The 21453-nt window shown below is 42.9% G+C and carries 8 protein-coding genes, 1 tRNA gene and 1 CRISPR repeat array; of the genes, 7 read left to right on the top strand and 2 right to left on the bottom strand.

Going from position 1 to position 21453, the window contains the following annotated elements:
- Positions 1–11: 11 nt before the first annotated feature.
- Positions 12–980 carry a type I-F CRISPR-associated endonuclease Cas1f gene (cas1f, locus tag LAJ61_RS03460; RefSeq protein WP_050324603.1) on the top strand — a complete coding sequence of 323 codons (969 nt, stop codon included), beginning with the start codon at positions 12–14 and terminating at the stop codon, positions 978–980.
- A 97-nt stretch (positions 981–1077) separates the two neighbouring features.
- Positions 1078–10651: a CRISPR direct-repeat array (repeat unit 28 nt; unit sequence GTTCGCCATCGCATAGATGGTTTAGAAA).
- Between the two features lie 619 nt (positions 10652–11270).
- Here the strand turns inward: cas1f and LAJ61_RS03465 are convergent.
- Positions 11271–11347, bottom strand: a tRNA-Val gene (locus tag LAJ61_RS03465).
- A gap of 223 nt (positions 11348–11570) precedes the next feature.
- On the opposite strand from LAJ61_RS03465, the gene LAJ61_RS03470 reads away from it, so the two are divergent.
- From LAJ61_RS03470 to LAJ61_RS03485, 4 genes are all read left to right on the top strand, one after another.
- On the top strand, positions 11571–11846 hold the full coding sequence (locus LAJ61_RS03470) for a PepSY domain-containing protein (RefSeq protein WP_224054481.1): 276 nt from the start codon (positions 11571–11573) through the stop codon (positions 11844–11846).
- A gap of 112 nt (positions 11847–11958) precedes the next feature.
- A complete protein-coding gene (locus LAJ61_RS03475; protein ID WP_224054482.1) occupies positions 11959–12498 on the top strand; it encodes a cytochrome b/b6 domain-containing protein in 540 nt (179 codons plus the stop codon).
- A 43-nt stretch (positions 12499–12541) separates the two neighbouring features.
- Positions 12542–13219, top strand: coding sequence for a response regulator (locus LAJ61_RS03480; protein ID WP_224054483.1), 678 nt, complete (start codon positions 12542–12544; stop codon positions 13217–13219).
- A 34-nt stretch (positions 13220–13253) separates the two neighbouring features.
- A complete protein-coding gene (locus tag LAJ61_RS03485; RefSeq protein ID WP_224054484.1) occupies positions 13254–14696 on the top strand; it encodes an ATP-binding protein in 1443 nt (480 codons plus the stop codon).
- Positions 14697–14788: 92 nt separating this feature from the next.
- Here the strand turns inward: LAJ61_RS03485 and ppk2 are convergent, their stop codons facing one another.
- A complete protein-coding gene (gene ppk2, locus LAJ61_RS03490) occupies positions 14789–15802 on the bottom strand; it encodes a polyphosphate kinase 2 (protein WP_409034983.1) in 1014 nt (337 codons plus the stop codon).
- 268 nt (positions 15803–16070) lie between these two features.
- On the opposite strand from ppk2, the gene LAJ61_RS03495 reads away from it, so the two are divergent.
- Entirely contained in the window at positions 16071–18737 is a 2667-nt protein-coding gene (locus LAJ61_RS03495; protein ID WP_224054485.1) for a DUF11 domain-containing protein, read from the top strand.
- Positions 18738–18754: 17 nt separating this feature from the next.
- Positions 18755–21451, top strand: coding sequence for a hypothetical protein (locus LAJ61_RS03500; RefSeq protein WP_224054486.1), 2697 nt, complete (start codon positions 18755–18757; stop codon positions 21449–21451).
- Positions 21452–21453: the final 2 nt, after the last annotated feature.

Genomic DNA, 21453 nt, shown 5'->3' on the forward strand with positions numbered 1-21453 from the left:
AAGAGAAAAACATGAGCCAAACTCATAATAGTCATTTACGTAAGCAACGTAGCCGTCCGCTGATGTTGTCCAAGCGGGCGTGTGTGTTTTATCTTGAGCGAGTTCGAGTCATTTTAAAAGATGACCGTATCGTGTATCTGACCGAAAGTATGCAACCGATTGAACATTTTTATAATATTCCCGAAAAAAATACCGCTTTTTTATTACTGGGTAAAGGTAGTTCGATTACCGATGCCGCCGCTAGACGTTTGGCAGAATCAAATGTAATGGTCGGTTTTTGTGGTTCAGGCGGTTCACCATTATTTAGTGCATTAGATTTGACCTTTCTAGCCCCACAAAGTGAGTATCGTCCTACCGAATATATGCAAATTTGGATGAAAGCATGGCTTGATGATACGACACGGCTGTTGATGGCAAAGGTGCTATTACAAGAACGTATTGAAATTGTCAAAAAATACTGGCAAAAAAATCCACTACTGACATCATATGGTATTCGCCTAGATGAATCGGCGGTAGTTAATTTTTCACAAGCGATAGAATCGGCAATGAACCAAGAGCAGTTATTGACTGCCGAAGGTCGCTGGGCAAAGGTATTATATAAAAGCTTGGCGGAAGGCTGTGGCTTTAAATTTACCCGCGAGGAAGGCAAAAATGCCAATGATGATATCGCCGATATCGCCAATAGCTACCTTGACCACGGGAATTATATCGCTTATGGCTATGCGGCAGTTGCATTACATGGGTTAGGTATTAGCTTTGCTCTACCGATGCTACATGGTAAAACCCGCCGTGGTGGTTTGGTGTTTGATGTAGCAGATTTGGTCAAAGATGCGATGGTGATGCCACAAGCATTTATTTCGGCAAAACTGGGGCATAATCAAAAAGAGTTTCGGATGCAACTTATCGAGATTTGCCAAGACCAAGATGTGTTGGATTATATGTTTGGCTTCGTTGTAGACACTTGCCAAAAAATTAAATAAAATCAGCTGCTTATAAAAAGCACTTTAAAACGAAGTGTCTTGACTGAATTAAAACGTATATAATTGATATCTGGGGATTTTGTCAGAAAATTCTCCAGTTCGCCATCGCATAGATGGTTTAGAAAGCCTCGAGCGTAAATTATTACAAGCCGAGGACGTTCGCCATCGCATAGATGGTTTAGAAAATCAGCACGGGTTAAGCCATCGTATTTAACGGGTTCGCCATCGCATAGATGGTTTAGAAACATGCGCAATGCCAACATCAGCGTGATTGGCTGTTCGCCATCGCATAGATGGTTTAGAAATTCCAAAGCTACCTAAACCCTTTAGTATTTATGTTCGCCATCGCATAGATGGTTTAGAAATTTTGAAACGTCGTGAACGCCATTAATAAAGAGTTCGCCATCGCATAGATGGTTTAGAAACTGCTAATAATGCAGTAAAATGGAAGCCAAAGGTTCGCCATCGCATAGATGGTTTAGAAAGTTCCGCCTGTTTCGGCATCTCAAGTAAAATCGTTCGCCATCGCATAGATGGTTTAGAAACAATCTATAAAGTCGCAAACTTTTGAAGCCCAGTTCGCCATCGCATAGATGGTTTAGAAATGCGGCAGTAGCAACTTTTGCCAAAGTTTTGTGTTCGCCATCGCATAGATGGTTTAGAAAACACCGACAACCTTGCCGCCAACGCTATCGACGTTCGCCATCGCATAGATGGTTTAGAAAATCATCGGCAGGCGGCGGGTCAGACTTGACCCGTTCGCCATCGCATAGATGGTTTAGAAACCATGAATTAGACAAGGAAACAAGTGCGCTTTAGTTCGCCATCGCATAGATGGTTTAGAAATATGTTTATCCACTCCGCTTTGCGCCGCTTGGGTTCGCCATCGCATAGATGGTTTAGAAAGCCAACGGCATCAATTTTTGTACCAATATTGAGTTCGCCATCGCATAGATGGTTTAGAAAGAAAGATAAAACGCCACCAAGCTGGATAGATGGTTCGCCATCGCATAGATGGTTTAGAAAATTAAAATAATTGCAATCGGTGCAGCAATAGCGTTCGCCATCGCATAGATGGTTTAGAAAATTAGTACCAATTCGGTGTCAGTCAATGATAGGTTCGCCATCGCATAGATGGTTTAGAAATAAAGAGTGGAAATTTCATAGTTATGAAGAACGTTCGCCATCGCATAGATGGTTTAGAAAAGTCACAGCTACAACAACCGCTACAACTGCTGGTTCGCCATCGCATAGATGGTTTAGAAAGTCTAAATGGACTTTGAAAGCCATACCTGTATGTTCGCCATCGCATAGATGGTTTAGAAAAAAGTTGAACCGCTTGGAACAACAGGTAAAGGGTTCGCCATCGCATAGATGGTTTAGAAAAAAAAAAATAGCCCAGCAGAACACACCGAGCTGTTCGCCATCGCATAGATGGTTTAGAAAATCAGGCGTTAATCGCCAGTCATACTCCAACGGTTCGCCATCGCATAGATGGTTTAGAAATGGTAAAAAATAAAGCCATTTATGAACATAATGTTCGCCATCGCATAGATGGTTTAGAAAAAAAACTTAGTGACTGCATTAATTATTATCAAGTTCGCCATCGCATAGATGGTTTAGAAACAAAACTTATACCCGATTTGAGGATAAATAATGTTCGCCATCGCATAGATGGTTTAGAAATTTGCAGTAGTTATGCAAGATTGATGACTAAAGTTCGCCATCGCATAGATGGTTTAGAAATATTTACGGTAACCAGTCCGTCTGCAACGACAGTTCGCCATCGCATAGATGGTTTAGAAAATCATACTCATATTCACCGCCATATAGTTTGCGTTCGCCATCGCATAGATGGTTTAGAAACCCATCCGAAAACACTGACAATAAAGAATTAGGTTCGCCATCGCATAGATGGTTTAGAAAAATTTAGTCAATATCGACGGCACAGGGCATTCGTTCGCCATCGCATAGATGGTTTAGAAATATTACCGCCTTGAGCGAAAACTCATTCAAGCGTTCGCCATCGCATAGATGGTTTAGAAATTTCTAGCCAAAAAACAACAATAACAAAGGCGGTTCGCCATCGCATAGATGGTTTAGAAAAATACTGTTTTATCACCTGCTGAACGAATCCAGTTCGCCATCGCATAGATGGTTTAGAAAATAATAAAGTGTATCCCCTGCAAACACACCCCGTTCGCCATCGCATAGATGGTTTAGAAAGCAGACCTTGACCACCGTTAAACAATTCATGCGTTCGCCATCGCATAGATGGTTTAGAAAATTTAGCAGGATTGCCCGATATTTCTATTGTAGTTCGCCATCGCATAGATGGTTTAGAAAAGTAAGCAACTAAAAAATCAAGACGTTAACGCGTTCGCCATCGCATAGATGGTTTAGAAAATCCATAAGATACAATTCAAATAATAAAAAATGTTCGCCATCGCATAGATGGTTTAGAAACCGTATCCGCCAAGATTTCGGGGCTTTTTCATGTTCGCCATCGCATAGATGGTTTAGAAATGTTGATCGTCGCATTGGTTACACCTTGAGATGTTCGCCATCGCATAGATGGTTTAGAAAAGCACTTGTAAGGCGGTATCATTCAAGTATTTGTTCGCCATCGCATAGATGGTTTAGAAAACTGGCGTATCGCTTGCATTCACTCAAAGACAGTTCGCCATCGCATAGATGGTTTAGAAATAAATGCACTTTAAAAGCCATGCCAGTAAAAGGTTCGCCATCGCATAGATGGTTTAGAAAAGTGCCACAAGCGTGGGAGGCGTCAGTATCAGGTTCGCCATCGCATAGATGGTTTAGAAAGACATTGCCATCATAATCATATTCACCCCCGTGTTCGCCATCGCATAGATGGTTTAGAAATCTTGGTGTGCCTTTTACCAATGTCTTTATATGTTCGCCATCGCATAGATGGTTTAGAAACATCAGCAGAACAGCTAATGCAAACAGAAATTGTTCGCCATCGCATAGATGGTTTAGAAAATTATGAGTTGCACCATAAAAGAAAGTAATCCGTTCGCCATCGCATAGATGGTTTAGAAAGCCAGCAGTGTCAACAGTTTTACCAGCTTCAGGTTCGCCATCGCATAGATGGTTTAGAAAAACCTCATATTCATAATAAGTAAAATCATTTGGTTCGCCATCGCATAGATGGTTTAGAAAGATTGGTTAATAACACCATCAACCATCAGTACGTTCGCCATCGCATAGATGGTTTAGAAAAAATTGGTATCAATTCAAATTCTAACACTATTGTTCGCCATCGCATAGATGGTTTAGAAACTTAGTAGTCCCAGCTTTTTTTTGGGGCTGTTGTTCGCCATCGCATAGATGGTTTAGAAAACCAACCGCATCAATTTTTGTACCGATATTGAGTTCGCCATCGCATAGATGGTTTAGAAACCTTAAAAACACCAGTTGGGTCAATGAGTACATGTTCGCCATCGCATAGATGGTTTAGAAATTTATTGGTGTATTGTATTTCTGAATATTCATGTTCGCCATCGCATAGATGGTTTAGAAAGGTGACGATGCAATAGCGATAGGTGGGGCTATGTTCGCCATCGCATAGATGGTTTAGAAAGATACAAATAAGTCCTAGCGGCTCTTTTGGGTCGTTCGCCATCGCATAGATGGTTTAGAAAAAAGTCCCTGCACTTGGGTACATAGAGCGAACGTTCGCCATCGCATAGATGGTTTAGAAAAAGCGTCAGCCCCGCACCAGTTAAAATCTGTTGTTCGCCATCGCATAGATGGTTTAGAAAAAAGGGGATGAGATACATGGTAAAAAAAGCAAGTTCGCCATCGCATAGATGGTTTAGAAACTTTCAAAATACCACCAGTAGCAATAAAACGCAGTTCGCCATCGCATAGATGGTTTAGAAATTAAATATTTGGGATTTTATCCGCTTTCAGCAGTTCGCCATCGCATAGATGGTTTAGAAATAATGTGTTAAAGAAAGAATTGGTCTAAAATAGTTCGCCATCGCATAGATGGTTTAGAAACATATTTTTCATCTTGTCACAATCATTACTAAGTTCGCCATCGCATAGATGGTTTAGAAACCTCAAAAATTACGTCTAAGCGCGTAAAGGAGGTTCGCCATCGCATAGATGGTTTAGAAATAATCCAAGCTAGAACTTCAGCACGATTTTTCGTTCGCCATCGCATAGATGGTTTAGAAAACGTAACCATGCCTTATAGTACAAACGCAATTGTTCGCCATCGCATAGATGGTTTAGAAAAACGCCAGTTACTTTATCGCCAACTGCATCGAGTTCGCCATCGCATAGATGGTTTAGAAAATCTACACATCGCCTGACGTGCTATTTGGCGAGTTCGCCATCGCATAGATGGTTTAGAAAATGCTTGTAACGCGGATATCGTTAGACAATGCGTTCGCCATCGCATAGATGGTTTAGAAAAAACCAAGTACGCAAAAGATAGCGATAAATCAGTTCGCCATCGCATAGATGGTTTAGAAAAATCACATCATGGCAAGCAATTCAAGATTGGCGTTCGCCATCGCATAGATGGTTTAGAAAACCTTCACAAAGATTGAGCCGATACCGCCCAGGTTCGCCATCGCATAGATGGTTTAGAAAACGCTTGAAAAGATTGTAGCGACAACACGACAGTTCGCCATCGCATAGATGGTTTAGAAAACTGGCACGCGCTTCTTGCTCAGTGCTAATAGGTTCGCCATCGCATAGATGGTTTAGAAAACTTGCTGCGATTAAACGTGCAGGATTTGCGGGTTCGCCATCGCATAGATGGTTTAGAAATGATTGTGGCGGTGCAAAGGAATAACTAGAAGGTTCGCCATCGCATAGATGGTTTAGAAATTATCCTCAAAATCAATAAAAATGGTTAGCAGGTTCGCCATCGCATAGATGGTTTAGAAATGCACGATTCCAGCGCAGGAATTGGTCGGCTGGTTCGCCATCGCATAGATGGTTTAGAAACAAGACCGCAAGTTAGTTAAGCAGCCTAAACCGTTCGCCATCGCATAGATGGTTTAGAAATGAAATCAGAGACCACCGAGAAGGGTGTGAGTGTTCGCCATCGCATAGATGGTTTAGAAATTCAAAATCATCATGAGCCAAGTCACAGCGCGGTTCGCCATCGCATAGATGGTTTAGAAAAAAAGTTGCACCTGTGGCAAGCGGTTAGTAAGGTTCGCCATCGCATAGATGGTTTAGAAAGACACACGCAAATCAGAATTATTTGCATAAATGTTCGCCATCGCATAGATGGTTTAGAAATAACAACGGTGCGTTACCTAAGTATCTCTAACGTTCGCCATCGCATAGATGGTTTAGAAACTAACAGCGTTAACCGTTAGAGATACTTAGGTGTTCGCCATCGCATAGATGGTTTAGAAAAAGCCCCAATGCCTATGTTCCTCCATGCTTGTGTTCGCCATCGCATAGATGGTTTAGAAAAACAGACAAAGACGTTGAGGGAGTTGCAGGACGTTCGCCATCGCATAGATGGTTTAGAAAAACAGACAAAGACGTTGAGGGAGTTGCAGGACGTTCGCCATCGCATAGATGGTTTAGAAACTACACCCGCAACAATAAACGCGCCTGAAACAGTTCGCCATCGCATAGATGGTTTAGAAACCAATCGACAGCTTCGAGCGCAATGCCAGTCAGTTCGCCATCGCATAGATGGTTTAGAAACAAAGGAATTTGCAACTCCTCAAGATTGACACGTTCGCCATCGCATAGATGGTTTAGAAAATTAACAACACGATTGTAACCACGTTTTAAAGCGTTCGCCATCGCATAGATGGTTTAGAAATCGAATAACAAGTCTTGGCTCTATCAAGTTTTGTTCGCCATCGCATAGATGGTTTAGAAAGTTGCTGAAAGTCGATAAATTCCCACACATTCGTTCGCCATCGCATAGATGGTTTAGAAAAAACTTCAAACCCACAACCTTGTAATTGTGCTGTTCGCCATCGCATAGATGGTTTAGAAAATGTTCAATCGTAGGGCTTTTTAAACCCGATTTGTTCGCCATCGCATAGATGGTTTAGAAACCGTAGGACTGGCGGCATGAGCAAATGGGGGAGTTCGCCATCGCATAGATGGTTTAGAAATCTTTGGTGGTAACAGCGTCAAGATAACCGAGGTTCGCCATCGCATAGATGGTTTAGAAATCAATCACTCGCTTATAAATCACAACGATTGAGTTCGCCATCGCATAGATGGTTTAGAAAAAAAACACCCATGTACCTAATAAATTGCTCAGGTTCGCCATCGCATAGATGGTTTAGAAAACTGACTTGGTTACAACTTTTAAAACTGAAGTGTTCGCCATCGCATAGATGGTTTAGAAAACTACAAATTTTAGTACAACAAACAATAATACGTTCGCCATCGCATAGATGGTTTAGAAAAATCGTTGCTTGTTCACATGGCTGGAGACCGTGTTCGCCATCGCATAGATGGTTTAGAAAAATGCCATAGCGACAAACGCTCCAACACCGCCGTTCGCCATCGCATAGATGGTTTAGAAAAACGCCACTTGATATAAGCATACCATCATTGAGTTCGCCATCGCATAGATGGTTTAGAAACAATCGAGACAATACTTCAATGCAAGCTAGAAGTTCGCCATCGCATAGATGGTTTAGAAAACAAAGTAACTGGTGTTGGTGCTGATGTTCGCGTTCGCCATCGCATAGATGGTTTAGAAAAGTTACTTTGTCACCAACTGCATCAACTTTAGGTTCGCCATCGCATAGATGGTTTAGAAAGCCAGCGCGTTGCTCAAGGTCTAGCCGTTGTTGTTCGCCATCGCATAGATGGTTTAGAAATGTACTTTGGGCTTGTCTTGATATAGAAAATGGTTCGCCATCGCATAGATGGTTTAGAAACAGCGTTATCATTTGCTGGTCATCGGCTTTTTGTTCGCCATCGCATAGATGGTTTAGAAAGATATTCGATGCACTAAAGGGTAAACATATGAGTTCGCCATCGCATAGATGGTTTAGAAATTTGCGGAAAATCATACCGATAACAACACCGAGTTCGCCATCGCATAGATGGTTTAGAAAAACCCTCACCATCATCAATAATATTGGCGTTAGTTCGCCATCGCATAGATGGTTTAGAAAATTTGATGATCCTATTAAAATACTAATTAATAGTTCGCCATCGCATAGATGGTTTAGAAAGCTATGACATCACTTGCCCGCATTGCCAAAAAGTTCGCCATCGCATAGATGGTTTAGAAATGCTTGACTTGGTAGTGTCGCGGTTAGTTTGCGTTCGCCATCGCATAGATGGTTTAGAAATACAGCGAAACCGTGGCAACCGCCAAAGTTCCGTTCGCCATCGCATAGATGGTTTAGAAATACTTGCATAAGTGCCAAGCCAATTTGATAGAGTTCGCCATCGCATAGATGGTTTAGAAATATGCGCGTGCATCGCAAGCCAAAAACCATCCGTTCGCCATCGCATAGATGGTTTAGAAACAACTTGATAAGGCAATATCTATTGTTATCGGGTTCGCCATCGCATAGATGGTTTAGAAAAATGGCAGGGTTATTGTCAGCCTATCCATTCCGTTCGCCATCGCATAGATGGTTTAGAAAGCCCACGCTATCGACCTTTGAACCGACGTTGAGTTCGCCATCGCATAGATGGTTTAGAAAGCTCTATCATGTCTCGCAACTCTTGGGACATTGTTCGCCATCGCATAGATGGTTTAGAAATCTACCGAGTTTTTATTGACGTTATAGACATTGTTCGCCATCGCATAGATGGTTTAGAAACAAACCAGTTAGCCAACATTATCCAGGCGACCGTTCGCCATCGCATAGATGGTTTAGAAAGCGCAAGTTTAAGCTCAAGTTTTACTTTAAGAGTTCGCCATCGCATAGATGGTTTAGAAATGCCCGTCCGACCACATTTTTCTATATGTTTTGTTCGCCATCGCATAGATGGTTTAGAAACTCAACCGCAGGCAAACATCTACCCTCCCAAAGTTCGCCATCGCATAGATGGTTTAGAAACTTAGAAGTCCTATCTTTTTTTAACTGCATTGGTTCGCCATCGCATAGATGGTTTAGAAATTTGATGTCGCTACAAGTGTCGTTACTGCAATGTTCGCCATCGCATAGATGGTTTAGAAAATTATCGTATGACCCAATGCTAAAAGCACACAGTTCGCCATCGCATAGATGGTTTAGAAAAGGTAAAGCAGTTGAAGCAGGAGCAGAACTAGGTTCGCCATCGCATAGATGGTTTAGAAACTGCTACCAATCAGTGCGCTGCTTGGGTTGAGGTTCGCCATCGCATAGATGGTTTAGAAAGGCGACAAATGCGCGTAACGCTGTGTTATCCGGTTCGCCATCGCATAGATGGTTTAGAAAAGTAGTCACGCCTAGACTTGCGGCTAACGCTTGTTCGCCATCGCATAGATGGTTTAGAAAGTTAGACATTGTTAGGTTACGCATAGCCGTTAGTTCGCCATCGCATAGATGGTTTAGAAAGCAAAGACAGAATGGAAACCGTGTCTATTGGAGTTCGCCATCGCATAGATGGTTTAGAAATCGTTATAGTGCGGATATTCAAACTCATCATCGTTCGCCATCGCATAGATGGTTTAGAAATACCAAGAAGCCCAAGATTGGATTAACGAGCAGTTCGCCATCGCATAGATGGTTTAGAAAATTGTGAGTAGTAGGGTCATAACTAGCCACTTGTTCGCCATCGCATAGATGGTTTAGAAAGCTAAAATACCGACCATCGGCTACGGTGCGACGTTCGCCATCGCATAGATGGTTTAGAAATGATTACCAAAGGCATGGTTAAAGTACCAAAGGTTCGCCATCGCATAGATGGTTTAGAAAAAGTGGAAATTAGCGCCTTGGATTATTAGTCAGTTCGCCATCGCATAGATGGTTTAGAAAATTAATGAGATATCACGGTGCCAAGTGGAAATGTTCGCCATCGCATAGATGGTTTAGAAAAGGTGAGTTTTGTTAATTCACCGGCACGACAAGTTCGCCATCGCATAGATGGTTTAGAAAAACAGAAACAGCATTACCGACCCACTTGGCAAGTTCGCCATCGCATAGATGGTTTAGAAATGGAACGCCAGTAACTAGATGTAGCATTTTATGTTCGCCATCGCATAGATGGTTTAGAAATGCTAGGTTGATGGCATTGTAAACGCTCATGAGTTCGCCATCGCATAGATGGTTTAGAAATTATCGCCAACGCCCACGACTTGACCGCCCACGTTCGCCATCGCATAGATGGTTTAGAAAATTATCGTTGTGTATTCTAAGTCTCCCGCATGGTTCGCCATCGCATAGATGGTTTAGAAAAATGACGAGCCGTTTGTTAATACCTTTGTTGGGTTCGCCATCGCATAGATGGTTTAGAAAGCACTCAACGATGTCATAGTTTTGATTGTCATGTTCGCCATCGCATAGATGGTTTAGAAAAACGGTAATTGAATTTGTATTTTGAACATCAAGTTCGCCATCGCATAGATGGTTTAGAAAAATGACATGATGCCATTGTCATTGGAGGTTAAGTTCGCCATCGCATAGATGGTTTAGAAAGCTCGGTGCTGTGCCTAAGTTAATTCTTTGAAGTTCGCCATCGCATAGATGGTTTAGAAACATGAGCTTGATTGATATTGTTCATGCACCCTACTAAATTTTTCTAGTATATATCTACTTTGCATTTTTTTCGTCAATATTTCTCATTTTTATACGAGATAGTCCTAATCTAAAGTTAAGGTAAGCAATTTAATATATTGAATTTTTGCTTATGTATTATTTTATTAGTATGTGGATTTAGAGTCGTACCGTGAAAACTCAAAACTCTATATAGTCCGTATAACAGCTTTTGTATCTATTTTTCCAATCTCAAGACGGTTAACTAAACTAGTGTGTCAATGTCTTAAAGTTTCTAATAGCCATGTTTTTAATTTGGAGGGAATAACTTTGAAAGGATTTTTTTTAGGACATGAAGACTATTTAAAATAAGCAATGAAACTCGAAAAAAAAATAATTCAGTTTCATCTCTTTTAAATTTGAGTGGGGGTCAAAATCTACTTGCTCAAAAATTAACCAAGGCACAATTTGGGCACAATTTGGGCACACAAGATTTTTAAGCGATTTTTCTGTGCCCAAAATCACAAAAGTGGTCAAAATTTCAACTCTCGAAAAACCACGTAAACCCTTGATATCACTGCAATAAAAAAGCCCCAATCAATCGACTGGGGCTTTTGGAATATGGTAGGCATAATCTGACTCGAACAGACGACCCCCACCATGTCAAGGTGGTGCTCTAACCAACTGAGCTATATGCCTAAAAGGGTCTAACAATCTACTTGTGTAAGTAGGAGTGCCATTTTACCAAAAAATTTTGCTTTTGCAAGTGGTTTTAATTTTTCGCTTCAATTTTTATTGCGCCATCTTCAGCTAAGTTTTCGTTAAGGTTAGGTTGTTTTAATACACTTAGCCACTCGGATATACCTCCTCATCAACCTTATCCCGTGACCTGACAACTTTATCAAAAACTTAGGATGGCATTATGAAAAAATCATTAATCACCTCAGGCTTATTGGCACTCGCTATGTTATCAGCTAACAGCGCATTTGCCGAAGCCAACTGCCAAGCGCACCCAAAAAACGAACAAATCCCGCAAGCCGATTTTCAAAAAGCACTAGAAAAACATGGCTTTACTATCAAAAAATTCAAAACTGATGGCAACTGCTATGAAATGTATGGCAAAAGCAAAGGTGGCAAAAAAGTCGAAATGTACTTTGATACCAAAGACGGCAAAATCGTTAAATCAGAAATCGACTAATAATAGGATAAGCAAACCGTCCAACCAACGCAATTTGAGGTAGGTTTGCCAATGTTATGCCTTGACACGGCTAACTTAGCCGTGTTGATATTTTAGACAAGGGAAAATAGCAATGTTACCACAACCACAATCTGCACAAACCGTCAAAGTCTGGGATATTTGGGTGCGCATCACTCATTGGGCAGTCGCTGCGGGTATTTTTGCCAACCTTATCGTCACTGAAGGCGGTAGTGATGTTCATGAGTACATAGGCTATGCCGTCGTAGCGCTTGTAGTGTTTCGTTTGATTTGGGGGTCGGTGGGTAGCCAATACGCCAGATTTAGTAATTTTTTCCCTACCCCAACCCGCATTCGCGAGCATATGACCGACCTCAAGCAGCATAAGTTTCAAGGTCATCTGGGTCACAATCCATTGGGTGCGCTGATGATGTTTGCGCTATGGGGCGTTATTATCGCGCTGGGTGTCACAGGCTATCTGCAAACCACCGACCAATTTTGGGGAGACGATAGCATCCAAGCGATTCACGAATTTTTAGCCAACAGTCTTTGGATACTAGTCCCTTTACATGTGGCAGCCGCGATTATAATGGGAAGACTACAACAGCAAAACTTGGTAAAATCGATGATAACGGGTGAAAAAACCGTTCAATAAATACCTTTGCTAAAAAATAAGATAAAACCCACGGAAGACCCTCATGACCCGAATTTTACTGATTGAAGATGATGCCACCATTGCCGATGGTATTGTCAAAGGTTTGAACCAACAAAACATGATGGTGGATTGGTTTGCTGATGCCAAACTCGGTGAAATGGCAATTCATGAAGGGGTGTTTGATGCTGTGTTATTGGATTTGACCTTGCCGCGTGGCGATGGGATGACCATTTTGGCCAATTGGCGACAACAAAAGATTGACACACCTGTACTGATTATTACGGCGCGCGATGCCATTGCCAACCGCGTGGCAGGTCTCAATGCTGGCGCAGACGATTATTTGGTCAAACCGTTTGCTTTAGATGAAGTGGTTGCCCGTTTGCAGGCTTTGATTCGCCGTAGCCAAGGCCGCAGTCAGACTGAAATCCGCTATGGGGATGTCAGCTACTTGCCACAGCAGCAGCAAGTTTTTTATCAAGGAAAATGGGTGGATTTGACTGCCAAAGAAATCACTGTCCTTGAGCAGTTTATCAGCTATCCCAAATTGGTGCATAGCCGTGCCAGCCTTGAGGATAAGCTATACGGTTGGCAGCAAGATATCGAAAGCAACGCGATTGAAGTACATATTCATAACCTGCGAAAAAAACTCGGTAATGATTTTATCCTCACTCGGCGTGGTATTGGTTATTATCTTAATCCTGCCTTGCAGCGCCCTGAATGATCCCCCCGCTATCCTTCTTTAAGCTGTTACCACCATGACCGCTACCACTCAAAAAGCTTATAGTATCCAAAGGCAGCTACTCAATTCCCTGCTCATCGGGCTACCGATTATTTGGCTATCGATTACCCTCATATCGGTATGGCGGCTTTCGCACGAAATCAACGAAATCAATGACACCCAAATCACCCAATTAGCCCGCTATCTGATTGGTATTTCTCAAGACGTTAAACTTCATCTCACCAACTCTGCCAATGAACCTAAAATTTTAAATCTTGAAAATGGCTTGCTATCAGGCGATTTAGGGGATGCCGAAGAAGACTACATGGGTTTTGCGATTTGGGATCAAAACGGTAAATTACTGATGGCTGACAAAGACGGTCAGCATTTTACTTTTTTACCCAAACAACACGGTTTTTTGGAAAACAACAGTGCCTATCAAGAGCTCAATCCCTTTAGTCACTCGTGGCGCCTGTTTTATGCGCATGATGACGCCACCAACCATCTAATCGCCATCGGGCAAAACCTTAATTCACGTCAAGAGATTATCTATAAATCATTAACCATTCAACTTGTTCCTTCGCTGATTGGGGTGATGCTATTAATTATGCTGACATGGCTGTCAGTGCGGCGTGGCTTTGTTCCGCTCAAACGGATTAGTGACTTATTGAGCACTCGTAGCCCTGAAGATAAAACCCCTTTATCGGTTGATACACCGTTAGAAATTCAACCCTTGCTAAACGCGCTTAATGGGTTATTTGATAAAGTCGCGGATACCCTTGAGCGTGAAAAACGCTTTACCGCAGATGCTTCTCATGAATTGCGCAGCCCGCTCACTGCCATCAAGCTACAGACCGATGTACTACAACAAACCATTTTGCAAGCCAATTTAACCGATAGCCAAACCGATGCACTCCTGAGTCACTGCCAACAAATCAGTCACAGTAATGAGCGCGCCAATCGACTGGTCGAACAGTTGCTGATTTTGGCAAAACTGGCACCGCAGCAAGGGCTCGATCCGCAGACCTTTGCACCGATTGATTGGATAGCCCTATCCAATGACATCCTCTCAGAAGTCAACCGCCGTGCCCGCGAAAAAAATAGCCAATTACGCCGTGATGTGTTGGTGGATGCCAAAGCTATCTTGCCTTTGACAGGTAACGCCACTTTAATCGGCATTTTGCTGCGCAACCTATTGGACAATGCCATTCGCTATAGCCCTGACCATACCACGATTCGGTTGGTATTAGATAGTGAGGTGATTACCGTCATCGACAATGGCAACGGGGTTGCACCTATCGACCTTGCTCGGCTGTCAGAGCGGTTTTTTCGTCCCGCAGGTCAAGCTGAGATTGGTAGTGGTTTGGGTCTGTCGATTGTGCGCCGCATTGCTGAGCTGCATGGTTTGCAAATTACCATGCAGAACCTAGAACACAATGGTCAGATTCACGGTTTTCAAGTCAGTCTCTTCAAGCGCTGACGTAATAACTGCTGAAGCTTAATCTACCAAAAACAGGCGGCGTTTAAAAGAGGATACATAGCGTATCCTTTTTGCGGGAGTAAACTAAAAAATTAGTACACGTTGGGCACATACATATCTTCCCCGATAGGCTCACGTTGGTAATTGTCGTGATGCTCGCGTTCTGGTAATACTACATTGTCCCGTTGTATTTCTTGGTAGGGAATTTGTGAGAGCAGATGGTTGATGCAGTTTAGCCGCGCTTTTTTCTTATCATCCCCCTCAACCACCCACCACCGAGCTTCAGGAATATGGGTGCGTTCAAACATCACCTCCTTGGCCTTGGTATAATCCTCCCAGCGGCGACGCGATTCTAAATCCATCGGTGAGAGTTTCCACTGTTTGAGCGGGTCATAAATACGGCTCATAAAGCGTGACTCTTGCTCGTCATCTGAAATAGAAAACCAATATTTGATTAAGCGAATCCCCGAGCGCACCAACATACGCTCAAATTCTGGTACTGACTCAAAAAACTCTTCGTATTGCGCGTCAGTACAAAACCCCATCACTCGCTCAACCCCAGCACGGTTGTACCAACTGCGGTCAAATAGTACAATCTCCCCCGCCGCTGGCAGGTGCGCGACATAGCGCTGAAAATACCATTGGGTTTTTTCTCGGTCATTGGGCGCAGGCAGTGCGGCTACACGGCAGACGCGGGGATTGAGCCGTTGGGTGATACGTTTGATAGCACCGCCTTTACCCGCTGAGTCGCGACCTTCAAAGATGACAACGATGCGCTCACCCGTTGCTACTACCCAATCTTGTAATTTGATCAATTCTTTTTGCAGACGAATCAATTCATTGAAATAAATATGGCGAGCGATTTTTTGGCTGTCGGTCAACGGTTGCCCGTCATACCGTAAATCTTGGATATAGTCGTCCATTTCGGACTCAATCTCTTCGTCATAGCTGTCAATCAAGTCATCATGCATTTGTTGACGCAGTCTATCATTGTTTTTGAGGGTTTCATCATTTAAAAAATGTGATTGGGGTAAGTCATCAAGCATATCAGTGATATGATTGCTGATACTGAAGTTGCTATTAGCAGTGGGCTGATTATTTGGCATATTGACGTTCTCTAATGAGCATTAAAAATGCTGATAATATGACAAAATTATGAAGATATGATGATAGGCATCAATGGTTTATAAAATGTTGATGGTAATTTATTACCACTTGACTGTTAAAATAGAGCAATTTATCGTAAAGATATATACTTTAGTTTACAAACTTAGTTTAATACATGGATTATCTGTTACATATCAATGATTGATTATTTTTGCGATAAGAATAGTCGATTTTTTTGACAAATATTGCTACAAGGTAAAATCATATATGCAGCTTTATTGCCCATCTGCGCAAGATAAATTTTGTCGTGTGTTCAGTAAATGTTTACTGTTAGTGGTGCTATTTACCACGTTCTCGTCAGCTTGGGCAGGACTGCCGTTGCCTGGTAGTCAGATTATCAATATTGCCAGCGGTGATTATATCGATGAACAAGGTAATACCTTGGTCATTGATTCTAATCCAGTGTCGTTAACGATTCAGGAAGTCCGCGCGCTGAGCCTTACCAATAATCAAAACCAGGTAGGGCTCATTGGTGCTAAGTTAAACTTTCCCCACGTTCTTACTAATACCGGTAATGTGGCTGATAGCTATACGCTTAACGTGGCACAAGCATCGAACGACAACTTTGATTTAACTAATGTGGCTGTGTATGCTGACCGTGACCAAAATGGTATTCCTGATGATAATATTAACTTACTAAACACGGGGTCTACTTTATCTTTAGATGCTGGCGAATCAATATCGATTGTTGTTGCTGGTACGATACCCACGACAGCTAGCAAGACCAATCAAGCAAACTTTACTTTAACAGCAACGAGTAAAACCTCAAGCAGTGTCACCCAAAGCGTCAATGACATCGCACAAGTTATTGATGATGCGGTAATTTTAGTGACTAAATCACAAAGTGTAAGCAGTGGCAATAGTATTCAAGATGTGACATATACATTAAGCTACACCAATAATGGCAGTGCGCCGGGTAAGCTTATTGTGACAGATATTTTAGATTCGGGGTTAGCGTATGTAAGTAGCAGCGCTCGCTGGAGCAATGGTAGTGGCACATTAACCGAGGCTGATGATAACGAAAGCTTTGCCAATACGGGTATCAAATACAAGGTCGTCGGTAATCAAATACAGTTTGAATTGGCCAACATTCCCGCTTTAACTACAGGCGCCATCAGCTTTAAAGCAACAGTGAATGACATCAAGCTGGCAACCATTGCAAATACTGCAGATTATAGTCAATATACGGTCAATGGTACTACAGCCATTAGAACCACTAAGACTAACACTGTGATTTATCGCAATCAGTATACTTATGGCGTCATTGCAAATGTCACGTCAACCGGTAGTAGTGATAATGGCAACCCCAATCAAGCACCCGACAATTTAACTACTAAACCTGCTATCAACGCTGGACAAGAGGTGTTGTTTGATGATTATATTTGGAACACTGGCAGCACGACGGACAGCTTTAATTTAACGGTTAGCTCAGCAGGATTGCCAGCATGTGCGAGTGTAAAACTATATGCCAGTGATGGACGCACACCGCTAGTTGATAGCAATAATGATGGGATTGTCGATACCGGCATCTTGGCAGCTGGGGCTAGTCGCGCTATCAAGTTAGGTATCAGCACCACTGCCAACTGTAGCGCCAGTCAAGCTATTTATGCCGATTTAACAGCGACTTCGGTCACTGACACCACAAAATTCAATGCCGTTCGTAATCAAATCACGGCTGTAATCGTGGGTAGCACTGATTTATACAATAGCGATAACTCAGGATATGGCGTAGGCAACATTGATAATAATGGCGCGGCATTTGTTAACAAAGTTCTTCAGCAAGGCAAGGCCGTCTTTCCGTTAATCGTTAATAATAGCGCGCCTATCGCTAATAACTACACCTTGTATGCATCCAATCAAGCTATTAATTTGAACAACCCAGTTAATGGCTTACCCGATGGGTGGCAAGTAAGTTTTTATGAAGGCGATGCCAGCTGTACCACGTTAGGCAAGCAAATTACGCAAACAGGCAGTGTGGCAGCAGGGACAAGTAAGAATTACTGCGCCGTCGTACAAGCTAGCAGTACCATTACCAACACTAGCTTAGCGATTTGGTTTGCGGTCAAATCCGCCATTAATGGACAGGGCGATGTTATAAAAAATCAAGTAAACGTCGAACCCTATCGCGGCTTTACCCTGCAAAATGACCAACAAGGACAAGTAGATGTTGCAGGCACCGTGGTATATTTACACAGCCTAAAAAACATCGGCAGCCTGACCGAAGGCACAAGCACGGGTCAAGTGCTATTAAAGGTGACGCCGCTCAATAACCAAGATAATTTTAACTATACCTTATACTATGATGCTAATAATAACGGTTTGTTAGATAGCACAGACCCTATTGCCAATGATTTAGCAACCATCACTAACAATGCAGGTCTTGCCTCTAATCAAACCATTCAGTTATTACTTAAAGTGCAAGCGCCACCTACTGCCAAGCAAGGTATCACCAGTCAAGTGACCCTCGTGGTTGAACCAGTCGGTACGTTACAAGGCTTGAGCGCCACGTCAGTGCAAAATACCGATGTCACTACTGTGGGTATCAACCAGCTGCGCTTGGTAAAATCGCAAGCCAGCACACCTTGTGGCATCAGTGATTTAACCACGTTAAATTATAGCGTATCAGCCGTACAGGTTAAACCAAACCAGTGTGTAGCCTATCGCTTAACGGTCAACAATGACAGCGCGACTCAAGCTAAAAGCGTGACAATCGCTGACAGTGCTCCGGCATTTACCACATTAAAAACCTCGCCAGCACCAAGCGTGACACAGGGCACGGTCACAGTAAATCAAGGCAGCATCAAAGCAGATGTCGGTACACTCGATGCCAGTCAGAAAGCAGCTCTATATTTTTTAATTTTAGTAAACCCCTAACCTAATAGGACAATACTATGACTGATTTTCGTCACAAGCTTTCCTCTTTTGTCCAACCAAGTGGGGGGACAGCTTGCCGTAAATGGCTAAAATTGGCTGGTTTGACAGTGGCTATTTTGTGGACTCATCAAGCCAGCGCCGGTGTGCTGGCGGGAGATATTATTAGTAATATGGCAGTTGGGGAATACAAGGAAGAAGGCTCAAACGTTGTCCAAACCAGCCGCTCTAATCTGGTACAAACCACGATTTTACCTGTCTATGCAGCAACGTTAGTGGCGGATCGTAGCCAAAATGCTCAAAACGGCCAAACCATTCAATTCCCGCACGTGCTCACCAATACTGGTAATATCACTGATACCTATAATTTATCAACCCAAAACCTGACGAGTGATAGCTTTGACGTCAATAATATTAAAATCTATGCGGATACTAACCAAGACGGCATAGCTGATAATATCAATAATTTAAGCAGCATCACCCTGGCACCCGGTCAATCTACAGGCCTTATCGTTGAAGCCCAAGTTCCCGTAACAGGCACGACAGGCGTGGTGCTGGGCAACAGTGCTAAATTAAGCTTAGTTGCCAGCTCGACCAATAACAATACCCTATCACTTAATAACACTGACACTGTGACTTTGTCCAATAGCGCCATTGTTACAGTCACCAAATCGTTTTTTGTCCAAAATGATACTACCTACGTGCGTCTTGATTACGCTAATCAAAGCTCAATGGATAGTGGTCAAGTGATACTTACAGACACCTTACATGCCAGTCTGTCTTATCAGTCGGGCAAAGAAACTTGGCGCGGTACCGCGCTTAACCCCGCGTCTGGTAGTAATGACCCCAGCGGTATTGACTATTATCTTGATACAGACGGCCGCACAGTCAAGGCTACTTTAACCAGTATCCCTGCCAACAGTACAGGCAATATCCAATTTGCTGTCAATGTTGTACAGACCACGGCTGGTGCTATTTTCAATACTGTCAATGTCAACTACGATCATGATAATAATACTAGCACCGCTAATATTTCTACTACTTCCAACACTGCTCGTTGGAACATTGCGCCAATTTATCGGGTGGTGCTCAATGCCAATGCCAACAATGCCAATAACAGCGGCAGCGATGATCAGGTTACAGCCGCGAGTATCACCGCGGGTGATGAGGTAAGCTTTACCAACTATGTTTGGAATACAGGTAACACAGACGATCGCTTTAACCTGACTATCAATAGCGACAACTTCCCTACCCCGCATCAGGTCGAGTTCTACCGTGCCGATGGTGTGACACCGCTGCTCGATAGCAATGGTGATGGTATTCCTGATACAGGCAATTTGCCAGCAGGGGGAATGTTGCCTATTGTGGTTAAGGTTCGTTTGCCAACCACCAATGAGGGAGCCACCGGCACCGTTTATACAGTGGTGCCAAAAGCCCAGTCATTGGGGGATAGCACCCAGTCAGACACCGTTACTAATAACACCAGCATTGCTGCTACCAATATCTCAGTGGATCTTACCAATGGCCCAGAGACTAGCAACAACGGTATAGGCAATGGCGCAACGACCAACAATGGTAATGCTTGGAAGACACTAACGGGTCAGTCAAATGGTCAAGTGGTTTTCCCTCTAACCGTCAAACATACGGGCGCTGCTACTGCTTATCAGTTCGCTGCTGATGGCGATGGTGATTTTAGCAAGCTTGAGTTACCTACTGGCATCGCTAGTGTACGCTATTTTGACAGCACATCAGCTGACTGTAGCACACTGGGCAATGAAATTGGCCAAACTCGGCTACTTAAAAACGGTGAAAGCCAAGCTTATTGTGCGGTAGTCAAACTAAAAAATGACACGGCTACACTGACCAATGTACCTATCTATTTCAAAGTCAGTTCAGCAACTTATCAAGATACCAATACATTTGGCTTTGATACCTTAAAAAACGCGATTAATATAAATACGTTAAATGCAGTTGGTACGGTAAGTTTTGATCCAGATTTACGAGGACAAATCACCCCTGGGGGTACCATTGTCTACACCCATACGCTGTATAACTACACCAAGACCGCTCTAACAGGGAGTTATCAATTAGTAACTCAGCATGACCAACCCGGTTTTACTAGCACCTATTATCTCGATAGTAATGCCAATGGTCAGTTTGATAGCACAGACACTTTGCTTGACCCAACCAATATTAGCGGTAGTTTATTCCCTGCAACGAGTCAGACACGTATATTTGCCAAGGTACAAAGCCCGGTCAATGCGCCAGTTGGTATGATTGACACCGCCAGCATACAGTTTAAAACCAGCACGGGCACCGTACTAGATACTGCCACTGACATTACACGCGTCACCACCACTCAACTACGTTTGTATAAGTTACAAGCCAAAGATGATGACTGCAATGGTCAAGCTGACAGTAGCTATACCACCAGTGGCTTAACCATTGGTCGAAACACCAATGGCACGGGGCAATGCGTGCTGTATCGGGTGACGGTTAAAAATGAAGGGGCAACGGCAATCGGACAATTTAATTTTCGCGATGCAACACCGGCAGCCACAACCATGGAATTTGCGCCAACTTGTGCTAGCTGTACTAGTGGTAGTATCGTTGCTCCTGCTAAAGGCGCATCCGGTACGCTAAGTGGTCAGCTACCCAGCGTTGCACCAAACACCAGTTATAACTTTGAATTTGGGGTGCGTTATGTGGGTAAATGATA

The organism is Faucicola osloensis, from assembly GCF_020041925.1.
Taxonomy (GTDB): domain Bacteria; phylum Pseudomonadota; class Gammaproteobacteria; order Pseudomonadales; family Moraxellaceae; genus Faucicola; species Faucicola osloensis_D.